Annotated in this window: 10 protein-coding genes and 1 pseudogene; 8 read left to right on the plus strand and 3 right to left on the minus strand. The window is 41.0% G+C overall.

All coding sequences use genetic code 11. The annotated features are described in order from the left end of the window. Window positions 1-79 precede the first annotated feature (79 nt). The 6 genes and pseudogenes from DP114_RS15120 (at window position 80) to DP114_RS15145 (ending at window position 8226) form a co-directional block, all read left to right on the plus strand. Entirely contained in the window at window positions 80-1075 is a 996-nt protein-coding gene (locus tag DP114_RS15120) for an MvdC family ATP-grasp ribosomal peptide maturase (protein ID WP_169262876.1), read from the plus strand. Window positions 1076-1222: 147 nt separating this feature from the next. Then, the gene (locus DP114_RS15125) at window positions 1223-2203 is read left to right on the plus strand and encodes an MvdD family ATP-grasp ribosomal peptide maturase (RefSeq protein ID WP_169262875.1); all 981 of its coding nucleotides are present in this window, start codon (window positions 1223-1225) and stop codon (window positions 2201-2203) included. A gap of 373 nt (window positions 2204-2576) precedes the next feature. Beyond that, window positions 2577-4508 (plus strand): annotated as a pseudogene (locus tag DP114_RS15130) (ABC transporter ATP-binding protein/permease). A gap of 920 nt (window positions 4509-5428) precedes the next feature. Beyond that, complete coding sequence (locus tag DP114_RS15135; RefSeq protein ID WP_169262873.1) at window positions 5429-6115, plus strand: LabA-like NYN domain-containing protein; 687 nt, start codon at window positions 5429-5431, stop codon at window positions 6113-6115. Window positions 6116-6400: 285 nt separating this feature from the next. Then, window positions 6401-7114, plus strand: coding sequence for a response regulator transcription factor (locus tag DP114_RS15140; RefSeq protein WP_169262872.1), 714 nt, complete (start codon window positions 6401-6403; stop codon window positions 7112-7114). Beyond that, complete coding sequence (locus tag DP114_RS15145; RefSeq protein WP_171976474.1) at window positions 7111-8226, plus strand: sensor histidine kinase; 1116 nt, start codon at window positions 7111-7113, stop codon at window positions 8224-8226. Before DP114_RS15140 ends, DP114_RS15145 begins: the two co-directional genes overlap by 4 nt. Window positions 8227-8689: 463 nt before the next feature. Here DP114_RS15145 and DP114_RS15150 read toward each other — a convergent pair whose 3' ends face one another. Further along, window positions 8690-8959: a GlsB/YeaQ/YmgE family stress response membrane protein gene (locus tag DP114_RS15150; protein WP_169262870.1), complete on the minus strand. Its 270-nt coding sequence runs from the start codon at window positions 8957-8959 to the stop codon at window positions 8690-8692. Window positions 8960-9482: 523 nt separating this feature from the next. Here DP114_RS15150 and DP114_RS15155 point away from each other — a divergent pair. Next, entirely contained in the window at window positions 9483-11918 is a 2436-nt protein-coding gene (locus DP114_RS15155; protein WP_171976475.1) for an alpha/beta hydrolase family protein, read from the plus strand. 34 nt (window positions 11919-11952) lie between these two features. Here DP114_RS15155 and DP114_RS15160 read toward each other — a convergent pair whose 3' ends face one another. Continuing rightward, on the minus strand, window positions 11953-12120 hold the full coding sequence (locus DP114_RS15160; protein ID WP_171976476.1) for a hypothetical protein: 168 nt from the start codon (window positions 12118-12120) through the stop codon (window positions 11953-11955). Between the two features lie 190 nt (window positions 12121-12310). Then, entirely contained in the window at window positions 12311-15760 is a 3450-nt protein-coding gene (locus tag DP114_RS15165; protein ID WP_171976477.1) for a WD40 domain-containing protein, read from the minus strand. Between the two features lie 126 nt (window positions 15761-15886). On the opposite strand from DP114_RS15165, the gene DP114_RS15170 reads away from it, so the two are divergent. Then, window positions 15887-17884, plus strand: coding sequence for a protein kinase domain-containing protein (locus DP114_RS15170; protein WP_465251442.1), 1998 nt, complete (start codon window positions 15887-15889; stop codon window positions 17882-17884). Window positions 17885-17889: the final 5 nt, after the last annotated feature.

Raw genomic sequence — 17889 nt, forward strand, 5'->3', positions numbered from 1 at the left:
AGACTAAATTAAGATTGGATCATTCATTTTTTGGTAGTCTTTAATATATTCGTCGTAAAACTCTTAAAGCAAATGTTTTATGCACTCGTCGCGTGACGTTATTTTATTAATCACTCACAGTGGTGATTTCTTCACAATAGATAGAGTGGCAGAAGCTTTGTCAAAAAAAGGGGCGCAACCATTCCGCCTTGACACTGATAAGTTTCCGCTAGAAGTTCAATTGACAGCACACTTTGAAAAATCCAAAAGCTATCACACGTTGAAGTATGGTACACGCTCTATCAGTACACAGCAGGTGCAAGCTGTTTGGATGCGACGCATTTGGGAACCAGAACTGAGTAAAGAATTGGCTCCACAGTTCCGAGATGCCTGTATTAGAGAATCACAAGCAACTTTGGATGGTTTTTGGGACAGCCTTAAAGAAGCCCGTTGGGTAGATGATTTGGAATGCATAAATGCTGGACAAAATAAACTGCGTCAACTGCGGGTTGCGTCTGAAGTAGGTTTTACTATCCCCCAGACTCTTGTCACCAACAAAGCTGAAGCCGCACGGGAGTTTTTCCAACAAGTCAACGGAAAAATGGTGAGTAAGCTATTAACTCCTCTTTCCTACGGTATGCAAGTTACCAACTCTTTCTTCCTTTACACCAGCACTGTAAAAGAGGAAGACTTGCTTGATGCTGAGTCACTGCGCTATTGCCCAATGGTTTTTCAAGAGCAAATTCCTAAGCAGTCGGAATTGCGGGTGGTGTATGTGAATGGCAATGTCTTTGTGGGGGCACTAGATGCAGATGTTTATTCAGCAGCTAAAGTTGATTGGCGTAAACCTGGTGTTGATGTTGGCGCATGGCAACACCATGAACTTCCTGATGAAGTCGTCAGCCGTCTCAAAACTTTTATGGGTAAATTTGGGCTTTTGTTTGGGGCGTTAGATTTCATTGTCACGCCATCAGGTGAATATGTGTTTTTGGAAGTTAACCCCGTAGGAGAGTGGGGAATGCTGGAACGAGATTTGGACTTGCCGATTTCGAGTGTGATCGCAGATGCCCTACTTCAAAAAAACGATGAAGGCTAAACAGTTACTGTAGGGTATGTTAGGCGCATCATTTGAAATGATTTGTCACCCAAAACATGAGCATAGCGCCCAACGTACCGCGATACAATATGGTGCGTTAGGCTGAAGCCACCCGACTAGTGGTATCAAGATAAAATCTAAAATAAAATGACAGTTTTAATCATTACTTTTAGCAAAGACAACGAGAGTATTCCTCTGGTGATCAAAGCGATTGAGGCTAAAGGAGAAAAAGCATTTCGTTTTGACACAGACAGATTTCCCACTGAAGTGCAGCTAGATATTTATCAGGGTGATTCTGAGCGAATCATTATTACTGATGGCGAACAGAAGCTTGATTTGAGTGAAGTGTCTTCAGTTTGGTACCGACGGATGCGCTACGGGCAAAAAATTCCTGACACGATGGACAAGCAATTTAGAGACGCTTCAATTGAGGAAACTCGCCGCACTGTTAGGGGTATGATTGCCAGCATCAAGGGATTCCACTTCGACAAAATGTCAAATGTTGATGTTACCAATAATAAGCAATTACAACTGCAAGTTGCACGAGAAGTTGGTCTTTTGACTCCGCGTACCCTGACTACAAACAATCCAGAAGCTGTGAAGCTATTTGCCCAAGAGTGTAAAGAGCAGGGTATCATCACAAAAATGCTTTCTTCTTTTGCCATCTATGGTGAGAAGGGAGAAGAAATGGTTGTTTTCACCAATCCAGTTACAGATGATGATCTGGAGAATCTGGAAGGACTGCGTTTCTGTCCGATGACATTTCAAGAAAATGTGCCAAAGGCGCTGGAGTTGCGAACAACTATTGTGGGACACCGTGTATTTACAGCTGCAGTAGACTCGCAAAGTTTGGAGGGATCTGCTTTTGATTGGCGCAAAGAGGGAAGGGCGTTGAGTAACGCTTGGAAACCCTACGATTTGCCGGAAGACGTTGAGAAAAAACTTCTCAAACTCATGGCTTCTTTTGGCTTAAACTATGGGGCAATAGATATTATTGTTACACCGGATGGTCGGCACGTATTCCTTGAGGTTAACCCAGTTGGGGAGTTTTTTTGGATGGAGGTGTTTTCACCACACTTCCCGATTTCCCAAGCAATTGCGGAAATTCTACTAACTACCAAAAAATAAATTATCGAATCTGAATTTGTATAGCCGTTGCCAGGTAGCTTAGGACATGAACTAATACCAGTTATCAGTTACCAGTTACCAGTTATCACTTTCCCTATTCCCTATTCCCTCTTAAGAGCGTCCTAATAGAGTTGGCTATAGCTATATCAGAATTTGTAGTGGTTGTCTTGAATGTTAAGCGATCGCAAGAGAGTAAGAGACGCGTTTCGGAGTGTAGCAAACAAAAAAACCCAACAACAGAGTGCAGAGTTGATTGAAAACTGGTATAAATAAAGCGAGAAATTTATTTCTTCAAGTGGCTCGTGGTTTTAAACCATAGAGTCAGCTTTCTGTAAATGCGTATTAATTCTCTCAAATGACTATATTTTGAAATATGCAAACTCAAGTTGTTCGTGATAAAACCATAACGAATCCTTTTTCGATTTTGACTCAGTTTTGGCAGGATGTCAAAATAGTTGCTCAACCTTACTGGTATCCAACAGAGGCAGGTTCAAGAGCATTTTCAGATGTTATTCGCTCATGGGGAATGCTAATTCTCCTAATATTATTAATAGCCGCGCTTGTAGGCGTAAATGCTTTAAGTAGTTACTGGAATCGCTACGTAATAGATATAGTTATTGAAGAGAGAGACCTTTCTAGGTATACAAGTACATTATGGGTTTCCACCCTTTTTATTGTGGTGGTAACGCTCTTGGTAGCGTTGTCTAGATATCTCAGAAAAAAAATTGCTATTGATTGGTATAAATGGCTAAATAATCACACTTTAGAAAAATATTTCAATCATCAAGCATATTATAAAATCAATTTTAAATCCGATATTGGTAATCCAGATCAACGCATATCTCAAGAAATTGAACCGATTACCAGCAGTGTTTTGAGATTTTCAGCTACTTTCCTAGAAAAAACGCTGGAAATGATAAGTTTTTTAATAATCCTCTGGACAATTTCTTCAGAGATTGCAATTTATCTGGTTATTTATACTATTATAGGTAATTTGATTGCTGTTTACTTAAATCAAAAACTGAACGAAATTAATCAAGAAGAACTTGAGTTTAAAGCTGACTTCGCTTATTGCCTGACTCATGTTCGCAATCACGCTGAATCGATAGCTTTTTTTCAGGGAGAAAACGAAGAATTAAACATCATTCAAAAGAGATTTAATAATGTTCTGAAAAGCGCTGAACGCAGGCTGAATTGGGAGAGAGGTCAGGATGTTTTTAACAGAGGATATCAGTCTGCCGTCACTGTATTTTCGATGTTCATACTTACACCTTTATTTCTTCAAGATCAAATTGATTACGGAGAAATTAATCAAGTTAGTTTAGCTTGCTTTCTATTTTCTAATGCTTTGGGAGAATTAATAGGTGAATTTGGGACTTCCGGGCGCTTTTCTAGTTATGTTGAGCGTTTAGCTGAGTTTTCAGATGCGTTAGAAGCTGTTATCAAACAACCAGAGAATGTTAGTACTATTAAAGCAATAGAAGATAAGCGTTTGGCTTTTGAGAATGTCACCTTGCAAACCCCTAACTATGAGCAGGTGATCGTCGAAGACTTGTCATTGTCTGTTCAACCAGGAGAAGGGTTATTAATAGTTGGTCCGAGTGGTAGGGGTAAAAGTTCTTTGTTGAGGGCGATCGCTGGTTTATGGAACGCAGGAAGTGGTCGTCTGGTTCGACCTCCCTTAGAAGAAATGTTGTTTTTGCCCCAACGCCCTTATATAATTTTAGGAACTTTGCGCGAACAGTTACTCTATCCTCATACGACTCGGCAAATGAGCGACAAAGAACTCGAAGGTGTGTTGCAACAAGTTAACCTCCAACACTTACTGAACCGGGTAGATGGCTTTGATACAGAAGTTCCTTGGGAAAATATATTGTCGTTAGGAGAACAACAACGTCTTGCTTTTGCGCGACTATTAATTACTCGTCCTAGCTTCACCATATTAGATGAAGCAACAAGTGCTTTAGATTTGAAAAACGAAGGTAATTTATATCAACAGTTACAACAAACAAAAACAACGTTTATCAGTGTTGGACATCGGGAGAGTCTGTTTAATTATCATCAATGGGTTCTGGAACTTTTACAAGACTCGACTTGGCAATTTATTTCTAGAGACGATTATCGGCAGCAAAAAGCAATTGTCATTAGTTCTCCCGAAGAAACTCAAATCACAATCGATGTTTCACAAAAAAATAATTTTAAAAAAGAAGGATAAATCTTGGCTGAAATAAAGACAATTGAAGGACTGTCTCATAAACAAATGCAGACATTAACAGACTCTTTTATTAACACCATCGGATGTTGAATTTGTATAATAGTTCACTTTTTGCTGTGCAACTCAGGGAAAGACAACCCTATTGTGTATTTCAAGCCTTGACACCAGTGTTCCAGTTACCAATTGTCAGAAGATAAAAAGCCGACTGTCAAGCTTAAATCTTTTGTTACGAAAAACTAACTTCTGTCACTCCAGATTATAATATCCACAACTGACCCTATGCCTGCCTCTCATGGCACTGCTAATCTCGCCCAACGGGTATGCAAGGGAGGATATGCTTGAAAAACGAACACCAGTTAAGGGGTGTGGGAAACCTCGGTATATAACTGGATTCACTGATCGCTTGGGCGTGGCAAACGCGCCTACACAGCACTGGATTCACTTTTTCGGGGAACGCCCGTCGCTGATCGGGGAAACCACGCCACATGCCTCTGCCGACGCCAGAGGCATGTGCTGTCTGCGCTACCTGACTAAAAACGGCTTACCTCATCTCGGCACTGTCCTCGATAACGTAATGACTTATGTACTTTTTTGCACTCTTTTTATTTTTTATCAAGAAATAGCGTGGTATCCATCTCCAAAATAACCAGTCTTCATATTTTGGTACTTTTTTGAATTTTTATCAGAAAATTTATCAATACAATATGATGTTATATGTAGATGAGTTGCACGCCTAGTTACAATAAAGTTAATGTTGATAGATAACTCAAATTATGCTAATCAATAAATATGCTGCTTATAGCTGAGCACGTGCCTATGTTGAAATCAAGAGTTAAAAGTATAAAATAAAAACATTTTTTGAGATTTGTACTTTTGAACATTAGGATAAGTTGAGTATATCTAACATTATTGACATTAGACTATTTTTTGTCAAGGTGATAATCTACTATAAGTTATCTTTTGTCAATTGACTCAAAAAGACTTGCCAAATTTGAAATTCAGAGGTATTAATGAATCTTGCTGGTTTTAACAAAGAAAAAAATCAATATAAATTAGTCAAAGAGCAATCACATTGGCAAGAAGAATGCCACACAGAGACTATTGACCAAGATAAAGACAGAAAAATGTCAGTGACTAAAATTGAGCAATCTATTTTCGGTAATTTGAATCGTGGTCGAGTAGCCATTTTCATAGATGGAGCTAATTTATTTCATGCCGGTTTACAACTCGGTCTTGAAATTGACTACGCCAAACTTCTTTGTTGTTTAACCGAGAAAGCAAAGCTTTTACGTGCTTTCTTTTACACTGGAGTAGATCGTACAAATGAAAAGCAACAGGGTTTTTTGCTGTGGATGCGTCGGAATGGCTATCGTGTTGTGAGCAAAGATTTAGTACAGTTTCCAGATGGCTCTAAAAAAGCCAATTTAGATGTAGAAATTGCTGTAGATATGATCAATTTAGCTCCTTACTACGATACTGCAGTGTTAGTAAGTGGTGATGGAGATTTAGCGTATGCAGTTAACGCTCTTTCCTATCAAGGAGTTCGAGTTGAAGTTGTCAGCATACGCTCAATGACGAGCGACAGTTTGATTGATGTTACTGATTATTTCGTTGATATAGAGACAATCAAACAATACATTCAAAAAGATTCGCATTCCTGCTACAACTACCGACCTTTGTCGAATTCTAGTTTATAGAAGACAAAGTTTTTAGGGACGGCTTATATTATTTCACCAACATCTTGATAAAATTCGTTTCCCCTATCCTTCTATCTCGTTAGAGGAAGAACTACTTACCGATATCTATCAACCTTAAAATCAAATGACCTTACTATAAACTTAGCTACCAATAAAAGAAACATAATAAATTGTAAAAAATTTGACTATGATTTCTCTGCCAACCCTGATATTGATCAGAAAATATCGGTTACAATAGCAACCATTCGAAATGACCTTGTGCATTTTGCTTGCCGATAATTTAGTATGGACATTCTCATCGTTGAAGATGAACCCGAAATTGCTCAGTTAATCCAAATGTCTCTAGAAAAAGAAGGTTTTTCCTGTCGCATTAGCAGCGACGGTTTGAACGCCTTACGAATGTTTCAGGAGCAATCACCAGATTTAATTATTTTAGATTTAATGATTCCTGGTTTAGATGGTTTGGAAGTCTGTGCAAGAATTCGGCACAAACCTGGTGCAAAAGACCCGTATATTTTGATGCTTACGGCTAAAGGTGAGGAAATTGATCGCGTTATTGGCTTATCTACAGGCGCTGACGATTACATGGTCAAACCCTTTAGCCCCAGAGAGTTGATTGCTAGAGTAAGAGCGCTATTGCGGCGTAGTCTCCGCCACGGTTCACAAAATCAGGTGTACCGTACTAAACACTTTATTGTGGATATAGAGCAGCGGACGATAAGTCGTCAAATGAATTCTCAGGAACCAGAAGTGCTAGATTTAACTACCCTAGAATTCAATTTGTTAAGCACCTTTATTAGCAATCCTGGTCGAGTTTGGGATCGCACCCAACTTATTGACAAACTTTGGGGAGATAACTTTTTTGGTGATGAGCGCGTGGTGGATACTCACATTGCTCGGTTGCGAAAAAAAATTGAGCCAGACCCTACTAATCCAACTTTTGTGAAAACTGTTGTTGGAGTTGGCTATAAGTTTGAAGATTCTTCTGTTATTTTATGACAAAAACGGGGTGGCGTTGGGCAAAGTCATTACCTTTGGCATCACGCCTATTTATCTCCCACTTACTGGTGATGATAGTAGGAGTCGCTAGCTTCGTCATTATCAGCAAAGTCTCTTCCCCTCGCTTTTTCGTTCTGCATTTGGAACGATTGGAAAAAAGAGGATATGACTTATTTGATGTTCGTACTGAGTTAGTTAACAGCTTTGAATTTGCTTGGAGACGAAGCACTGTATGGTCGGTGTTGACTGGTGCTACGGCGGCTGGAGGACTGAGTTACTGGGTGTCTAGATTGATCATGCAGCGGTTGACACAGATGGAACAAATCACCCAAAAGTTCGCAACTGGTGAATTCGATGCAAGACTACCTTTATCAGATATTCCAGAATTGAATCGATTTGGTGCTAGTTTCAACCGTATGGCAATAAGTATAGAAGGGATAGAAGCGCGACGGCGGGAACTAATTGGAGATATGACCCATGAGCTACGAACGCCATTGACAGTCGTACGCGGTTACTTAGAAGAACTTGCTGATGGAACTATTGAACCAACTCCCGAAATTTATTTACGACTGGCAAAAGAAACAAGGCGTTTAGAGCGATTGGTTAACGATTTGCAAGAACTCTCTAAGGCAGAAGCGGGTTATCTTCCGATAAAGACACAGTCAGTCAATCTACGTCCTTTATTAGAGTCTTTAGTTGAGAAATTTGCTGACCAACTGCTAGATGATGGACCAGTTTTGCGCTTAGAATGTCCATCGAAACTCCCCTTGGTATTGGCTGATATTGACCGTACAGAACAGGTGCTAGTCAATCTGCTTGGTAATGCAGTGCGTCACACCACAAAAGGTTCAATTACTCTTCGTGCTTGGGCTGAAGCCTCTGAATTATGGATTGCAGTTACGGATACAGGGACGGGAATTGCCAAAGAAGATTTACCGTATGTTTTTGAGCGGTTCTGGCGCGCTGACAAATCTCGCGATCGCCATTCTGGAGGAACAGGTATTGGTTTAACCATCTCCCGTCGTTTAGTCGAACTACAAGGGGGTGAGATTTTAGTAGAAAGTCAGCTAGGATCGGGCAGCACGTTTCGTTTTTTCCTACCTTTGGCTTAAGTATTCTTCTAGTATCAGTTGGATTCTAAGTAAAGCGGGCATTGTGATTATTTCAATCATACGCCTTCTATATTTTGCGTTTTTCCAGTTGGGCTACTAGTAGTGTAGTGGTTATTTATTGGAGTTTAGACTAATTTTGGCTCTAAAACCGTCAAACTCTTATCCAAACTGCCTTTCTCAATTTCTAACCGGTTTATGATTCCTATCTCTAAAATGCTTGCTATACAAGAGTTGTAGCCTAAGAAATAGAATTTCGTCTAATACCAAGTAGCAATCAATAATTAAGTAGCTTGTTAAAATAACGTTTTCGGCGTTTTTATACTTCTTAAGTAGCTGGTGTTTATTTCTACTTGCCTACTTAAAAATACAATATTAATACAAAAAAGATTTACCTTCTAAATAATAGATGATTCGTAATTGTATTCATAATTACGAATCACTAATAATAAATTGTTAACTTGCATTAAACAGTTCTGCGAGCAAACGAATACCAAATGAAAATAGCAATTAGTGCGCCAATAACAGCTAAACCTAAACCAGGGATGCTAAAGGTAGGAGTCGCTAGGGCTAATTTTCCAGTAGTGAGTAGAACTCCTAAAGTTCCACCTATAAAAGCACCTACTATTCCCAACACGATAGTAGCAAGGATTCCACCACCTTGATAACCAGGATAGATAGCTTTAGCAATTGCACCTGCTAGAAGACCTAAGACCACCCACGCGATGATGTTCATTTGTTAAGTTCCTTCCATTTTTGTTGGAGTTAATATTAAGTCTAACACTGCAATATTTTTAGTCATCTTTCATAAGAAATAAGTTTAAAAACCTTAAGGAATAAGTCAGCCAGTACAAATAAAGTTAACTCGTTTTAGTTGTCATTAGTGTTCCGTAACAACTCATTATCTCTTCGTAGTTCTCTTGATTCCTACCTAGCTTGAAAATACTCCGCATAAATCTGTAAAAAAAGATGTTGTAATTATGGCTGAGATTATAAGTTTGTCAGAAATTGTTGAGTCAAAATAGTTCTCACTTGAAACATGGAGTATCTAAAAATACTCATGCTTCAGTCAGTGAAGATTGAAAAATCTAAAATAGAGTCCTCACGCACCCTACAAAACTTGCTGTTGATTAAATCTACATTCCTTACTGACTAGCTTTCCCTCGCGGCGGACATTTTACGTTTGAAAAAAGTTGCTCTGTTTATCAAAAGCAATGTAGAAATTTCAACACACTAAGTAGCAAAGTGAGCTTTTCAGGATGTATTCTAAGTCAGGTGTTGGTAATTTGGAATATGAACTTGCCAACATCCCACTCAAAATGGACAATCTCTCTATAAATCACCCCATTATTGAACAACTCTGGCAATCTCCTCCAGAACCGATTAACCAAATTCTGGATGCTCCATCGCCACCTGCTATTTTGCTGTCTCCCAACAGAGAATGGATGGTAGAGTTGGAAAGACCATTGTTGGTTCCCATTTCCTTGCTTGCAGAAACGGAAGTTCCTCTGGCAGGTCTTTTGATCAATCCCAAAACGAATGCACCTGCTCATCCTAACCCTTTTCAAACCATGAGAATTCGGGGGTTCCCTTTCTTAGAGATGAGCAAAACCGTGGCCCTTCCTGACAACGCCCAGATTGGTTACCTAAAGTGGTCACCTGATAGCCGAAAACTTGCTTTTACTCTGACTCAAGCAACAGGACTGGAATTATGGTTTGTGGATGTTGCAGATTTTATTCCCAAGCAGTTAACACAGCCAGTTCTCAACGCTGCGTATGGAAAACCGTATCGTTGGCTGTCAGATGAGACGCTTATTTGCAAGTTCATTTTAGGCGAACGCCCCAAGCCTCCCTCTGAACCAGCCGTTCCACCAGGACCGCTTATTCAAGAAAATCTTAAGGGTAAAAGCCCAACTCGCACCTACACAAATCTACTGCAAAATCCTCACGATGAGGCGCTACTTGAATACTACTTAACCTCGACCTTGGAGAAAGTAACGCTACATGGTCAACGTACTTTGTTAGTGTCTAGCAGTCTCATTCATGAAGCCATACCTTCGCCTGATAGCAAATTTATTCTACTCACCACGCTGCATCGACCGTTTTCTTATCAAGTTCCAATCTCGTATTTTCCCAAGAAAATTGAAGTTATTGAAGATACAGGAAAATGGGTTTATCAGGTTGCTGATGTACCTCTTGTTGTCCGTCGTACAACTAAATTTGATGAAGTCCGCACAGGGCGCAGGGGAATCTCTTGGCGCAGCGATGTAAAAGCAACATTATCTTGGTTAGAAGCTTTAGACGAAGGTGATCCAACACGTGATGTTCCCAAACGGGATGCTTTATTTGAATTGGATGCTCCTTTTACAGATACACCAAAGCAACTCTGGGAATCTGAGTACCGCTTTGCGAACCTTGCTTGGGGTAAAGAAGATGTCGCTTTGGTTTCGGAACGATGGTACGATACCCGTAAAGAACGAATCTGGCGCATATATCCCCAAGCGCCTGAAACACCGCCGCAATTACTCTTTGACCGCAGTTATGAAGATAAATACACAGATCCTGGTTCAGCCTTGATGACTGTGGGATCTTACAGGTATAGAGTTCTGCGCTTTGCACCACAAGGCAATATCATTTACCTTAGTGGGCAAGGAGCTTCACCCAATGGAGCGTATCCGTTTTTAGATTGGTTCGATTTGGAAACAGGACACAAGCAACGCTTATGGCAATGTCAAGATCCATATCTTGAGGAAATCGCTTGTGTGTTGGATGATGAAGCACAAACTGTGATTATTCGTCGCCAATCTCAAACTGAACCACCCAACTATTTTCTGTTAAACCGTCACGAGAACCAAAGTCCTATCGCCCTAACTCATTATCAAGATCCTGCTCCTCAGTTGGCTGGAGTTTATGGCGAATTGGTAAAATATCAGCGGGCTGATGGTGTGCAACTCTCAGCAAAACTGTATCTGCCTCCTGGTTATGATGCTAAGCGTGATGGTCCTCTGCCGATGTTATTTTGGGTTTATCCAGAAGAATTTAAAGATAAGGAATTCGCAGGACAGATTACGAAATCTGAAAACACTTTCAGCCGTCCCAGCCGTGCTTCTGTTTTATTTCTTCTCACTCAACGTTATGCAGTTCTTTCTGGTCCGACTTTACCGATTATTGGCGAAGGTGATCTAGAGCCAAATGATACTTATGTAGAGCAGTTGATTGCGGGAGCACAAGCAGCAGTAGACTATGTGGTAGAGCGTGGTATTGCCGACCCCAAACGTATTGGTATTAGTGGACATTCTTATGGTGCGTTTACAACAGTAAATTTACTAATACATACTGATTTATTCCGCATAGGTATTGCTAGGAGTGGGGCTTATAACCGAACTCTCACTCCTTTTGGTTTTCAAGGAGAGCAACGCAATTTCTGGGAGGCACAACAGACTTACATTCATATGTCTCCTTTTACTCATGCAGCTAAAATCAAAGCACCACTTTTACTGATTCATGGGGAAAAAGATACCAATCCTGGCACTTATCCACTACAAACGGAACGACTGTATGAAGCGCTTAAGGGGCTGGGAGCAACTGTTCGCTTGGTAGTATTACCTTTAGAAGACCACGGCTATCGCTCTCGTGAAGGAGTTGCTCATGCACTTTGGGAGATGGTGAACTGGTGCGATAAGTATCTCAGTTGACATCTTCCCAGCTTGATTAGGAGTACCGGTGCGATTATTTGTAGCATGAATAACGGCAAAAAACCGTATATAATGCTACTTCCTTTACTCGTTGAGCAATTTCTGGATCTTTGTCTGCTGCTGCTAGGATGGCGATCGCCCTTTGGGCGGCTCTCTCTGGGAGCATCGCCGTAGCCACAGCTGTCAAAGTGACTGGTTCCATAAATCATTTTATAGTAGATTCTTTTGTATTATTTATACCGTAGCATCTAGCCGTTTTTCGGAATAACATCTTGCACCGAGAGTGATGAGTACGCCTTGAACTTAAGTACTCTACGGGAAGCCCTAGCAAGGACGCGCTTACTCACCCTTCGGGTATCTCCTCCGGAGACGCTCTTGCAACGGCAGTTGCGCTACTGTCGGGAAACCCGCCCAACGCACTCCACTGCACCCAGCGCTTTGAGGGTTCCTTTTTGCGCATCTGTTAAACCTGTCACGCCCGCGATGTTCATGCTTTCGTAGGGTCTTGCTGCTCTGAGGGTTTTTAGACACTCACCTGTGTTAAAATCCCACAACTTGATTGTCTCATCATAGCTACCACTGGCAATGGTCGTACCTTGAGGGTTTACCCTGAGCGGAGTCGAAGGGCTGACCGCAACAGACAGCACTCCTCTAGTATGTCCCTGTAAAGTTTTCAAACACTCACCTGTACTAACATCCCATATCTTCACCGTCTGGTCAAAACCACAACTTACCAAGGTTTTTCCGTCAGAACCAAAAGCAACTGACCTTACTGCAAAGGAGTGTCCTTGTAAAGTGTTGATGCATTCTTCTGTTCTGAGTGACCAAAGCTTTATTGTCTTGTCATGACTAGCACTGGCGATAATTTCACCATTAGGACTAAAAACAACTGAATACACCAAAGCAGTGTCTCCCTGCAAAATTTTGATGCATTCACCTGTCCTGAGATCCCATAACCTCATCGTAAAATCATAACTTCCAGTAACAATGATTTCACCATTAGGACTAAAGGCAACTGACGATACTGCTTGAGCGTGCCCTTGGAGCGTTTGTACACAGTTTCCGTCAGTAATATTCCATAGCTTTACCATTCGATCAGAACCGACACTGGCAAGGATTTTGCCATTGGGACTGAAGCAAATAGACCGAACTCTAGCAGTATGTCCGATAAGAGTTTTAAGGCATTCACCTGTGTTAACATCCCATAGTTTAATTGTTCTGTCCTGACTGCCCGTAGCAAGAATTTTCCCATCAGGACTGAAAGTGACCGACCATACCCAATTACTATGTCCTTGGAAAGTTCTTAGGCAAGAACCTGTACTGAGATGCCATAAACTAGCGAAAAAATGATTTCCACTGGCAAGAATTTGGCTATCAGGACTGAATGCAACAGATGTTACCCAACTAGTATATCCCTGAAAAATTTTCAGGGATTCACCTCTGCTAACATCCCATAATCTTACCGTTTGATCATGACTAACGCTGACAAGGATTTTGTTATCTGGACTGAAGACAACTGATTCAACTGGATGGCTATGCCCTTGCAAAGTTGTCAGACATTCACTTGCATCAACATCCCATAACCTAATGGTTTTATCATAACCAGCACTTGCAAGAAGTTGACCATTAGGACTGAAGGTAACTGACTGTATTTGATTATTATGTTCCTGCAAAACTTTCAGACATTTACCTGTCCTAACATCCCATATGCGTATGGTTCCATCATAACTACCACTGGCAAGCGTCACACCAGAAGGACAAAAAGCAACTGACCGTACCCGATTAGTATGTCCCTGCAAAATTTTCAAGCATTCACCCGTCCTGACATTCCATAAGCGTACAGTTTGGTCAGTACTACCACTAGCAAGGGTTTGTCCATCTGGACTGAAGATGACTGACCTTACTACATTGCTATGTTCCTGCAAGGTTTTCAAGCATTCACCTGTTCTAACATCCCACAGACGAATAGTTTGATCCGCACTACCACTAGCAAGGGTTTGTCCATCTGGACTGAAGACGACTGACGTTACTACACTGCTATGTTCCTGCAAGATTTTCAAGCATTCACCTGTCCTGACGTCCCACAGACGAATAGTTCGGTCTTTGCTACCACTAACAAAAGTGACTCCATCACAACTGAAAGCAATTGACACTATCCAACTAGTATGTGCTTGAAAGTTGAAAATTTCTTTTCCATTTGCAACTTGCCATACGCGAATCTGACCATTTGTGTCACCCACAGCTAAAAGCTTTCCATTAGGACTAAATGCCACCGCCTCGATACTACCGAAGGTTTCAGTAAAAACTGACTTGGTTATTTCAGAATCAGCGAAATTTACTCCCTGCAAAGTGACATCCTGAAGATATGCCTGCTTTATGACTTGATGGCAAAAGTCATAACCGTTCAAATCAATCTTAAGGTGAACTAGCAGATTGATAATGTTTCCGGCTGCATAACCTGTATAAATTTCCGACTTATTTAGCAGTATAGATATTATCTTTTGCGTCTGTTCACGGTTTAATCTATCAGCAAGTGGTTTGAGGATAAGACAAATTTGAGATTCCCTAACATAATCTTTTGCTGTTGCTTTAATGAGAGCATGACTGTTAAAAAGTTCAAATTGTCCCTTTCTAATCTCTTCGCTAACTTGTTGTATCAATCTGTCTGTCATGTACTCCATGACAACGTTTTGTAATGTGAAACTTCTCGCAACTTTTTCAATTAAAGAACGCCTGACCAAAGATTCCAGCGCTTCTATCAATTTAGGCGGCGATTCCAGTGATGCAATGTCCTCTCGTAATTCAGATAGCCCAACAGGTTCGCGATTAATCGCCAACCAGTACATGACTTCTCGCTCCAAATCCGACAAGCGATTAAACTGTTGGTCTAAAACATCACGAATCCTCCCAAAAACGATAGATTCTTGTGCTAAAAATTCCAAAATACTACCGTCAAATAATTCTTTTATAGTCGTAGAAATTATCTTTAATGCCAGGGGATTACCTTGATAAAAGTCAATGAGTCTTTCTTGCTCATCTTCTGTGCCAGAAAGCCCCTTTAAAAGAAAAATTTCTTCTCCATCTCGTGTTTTTAAACCAGTTAGCTGCAAAGACCGAACTGGGAGCGTTTCTCCTTCTGATGAAGCAATTTCTTGAGGTTTTTCTCGACTTGTGATTATCAAGCAGCTTTGATGAGAGACTCCACCAACGCGCCTGAATAATTCACCATATTCTTCATAGCCCTCTCGATATTCTCCAGCTTTGTCCCCTCCTTGTAAAATGGACTCAGCATTATCCAGAACCAAGAGACAACGTGAGGCGCGGAGATATTCAATTAGCAACGAAATTCTAGCGCCGACTTCTTCGGGTAAATCTGTTGCTTGTTGGTTAGAGAGGAACTTCATAAAGTCTGCTAGGATTTCTTGTATTGGTGGAGCGTTGCGAAGACTGCGCCAGATAACGTACTCAAACTTATCCTGAATTTGTTGTGCGAGTTTGATAGATAAGGAAGTCTTACCAATTCCTCCCATTCCTAACAGCGCCACCAAGCGACAGCCATCTTGTGTTATCCACTGTTCTAACTTGGCAAGTTCTTCAGTACGTCCATAGAAAACTGATACATCGACAGCTTCTCCCCAATCTTGACGGAGTTTATTTACTGGTGCAACTTGCAGTTGCGAAGATGTAGATAAAGGTTGTTGATTTGGTGTTTCTTTTTGTACTAGTTCAATTGGTGTTGGCTGCTCGCGTCGCTTCTTTTCTACATAGTCCAGCACTTGCACTGTGCCAGCAACAATACCGATTAAGCCCCCGAAAATGGTTATTAGAGTAACTAAATCCATAGGTATACTGGTCTACGTAGAGGAGTGCTGCCTTGAATCTAACATCTTCCATAATGGGCGATCGCCCCCTGAGATAGCAAAACTTAATAAAATTGGTGATTCAGACGTTTCAGGGGATTATATTAGATGATAACGGCTGAGCGACGCCTAACTATGATCTACTGCCTCAATCCCAGTTGCGAGAAGCCCCAAAATCCAGATGGTGCACATTTCTGCCAAAGTTGCGGTATGGAGTTGATACCTCAGTTGCGAAACCGCTATCGCATTATCCAACCATTGGGAGGTGGGGGATTTGGCAGAACTTTTTTGGCAGAAGATGAAGATAAGCTGAATGAAGATTGTGTTGTCAAACAACTTGCACCGCAAGTCCAAGGAACCAGCGCCCTGCATAAAGCAACCGAACTTTTTCAAGAAGAAGCGCGGCGTCTGCAACAACTTGGAGAACATCGGCAAATTCCAACTTTGTATGCCTATTTTAGGGATGATAACTACTTGTATTTGGTGCAGCAGTTTATTCAAGGGCAAACTTTGCGAGAGGAGTTGAGACAACAGGGACTGTTCGGTGAGGAAAAGATTTGGGAACTGTTGCATGAACTATTACCTGTGCTCAAATTTGTTCACGAACATCAAGTGATTCATCGGGATATAAAACCAGAAAATCTTATTCGTCGTTTCTCCGAAGATGGTAGAAAAGATTTAGTGCTAATTGATTTTGGTGTTGCCAAGCAGTTAACAGTAACTTCTCTAGATCATACGGGTACAGTTATTGGTTCCTATGGCTATGCACCAATGGAACAAATGAAACATGGCAGCGCATATCCAGCGAGCGATTTGTTTAGTTTAGGTGTAACTTGCTTTCATCTATTAACAGGAATTCACCCATCTGGGCTTTACATGGAACATGGCTATGGTTGGGTGATGAATTGGCGGCAATTTCTCAAGTCTCCCATATCTCCAAAACTGGATCAGGTGTTAGACAAGTTATTACAAAAAGATATCGAGCCTCGTTACCAGTCCGCTGATGAAGTTTTGCAAGACTTACATCAAAAACGACAACTAGAAGTCATTCCACCAGATATGAGTGCAACGCGATCGCCTTCACAACTTCCCTCCCTATCATCAGTTTTTCCTAGATTTCCAACCACTGTTATTCAACCAAGCTCTCAGTGGAAGAAATCTTTGCTGATTGGAGGTTTGATTACACTTTTCGGTTTAGGCGGGCTGGTTTCTTACTGGCAACTTTTTGGGAAAACTTCAGTCCTAACTGGACATTCAGGTGAAGTGAATTCTCTAGCATTCAACCTTAAAGGTACTACTCTTGCTAGTGGTAGTGATGACAAAACTATCAAAATTTGGAACTTCAACAGAAGAAAAGAAATTCGCACTCTTAAGGGACATAAAGGTATTATTTATTGTGTCGCCATTAGCCGAAATGGTCAAACTCTTGTCAGTGGTAGTCAGGATAACACAATCAAAGTCTGGAATTTGAAGACAGGGCAGGAAATTCGCACTCTTAAAGGACATTCCGGTCTAATTAATTCTGTTGCTATCAGCCCAGATGGTGAAAAAATTGCCAGTGGTAGTTATGATAATACAATCAAAGTCTGGAACTTGAAGACGGGACAGGAAATCCGCACTTTTGAAGGGCATACAGGAGCAGTTCTTTCTGTCGCGATGAGTCCAGATAATCACAAGCTTGCTAGCGCCAGTGCAGACAGAACTATCAAAGTGTGGAATCTGAATACAGGAAAAGTTATACTCAACCTCAAAGGTCATGAAGGTGATGTGAATGCCCTTGCCATTAGCCCGAATGGTCAATTGTTAGTGAGTGGCAGCGATGATAAAACTGTTCAAGTATGGGATTTGAATACAGGAAGAGAAATACGTACTTTTGAAGGGTATGCAGCTGATGTGAGTGCGATCGCTTTCAACCCAGATGGCGAAACAATTGCAAGTGGTAGCGATGACGGTATAGTTAAAATCTTGAACCTGAGTACAGGGCAGGAAATAACCTCCTTTAACGCACATACAAGCGAAGTTTTTGCTGTCGCTTTCAGTCCAGATGGTAAAACTTTGGTAAGTGGAAGTAAGGACAAGACTATCAAGATTTGGCCAGTTCCTTAACCCAT

It is taken from the genome of Brasilonema sennae CENA114 (genome assembly GCF_006968745.1).
Taxonomy (GTDB): domain Bacteria; phylum Cyanobacteriota; class Cyanobacteriia; order Cyanobacteriales; family Nostocaceae; genus Brasilonema; species Brasilonema sennae.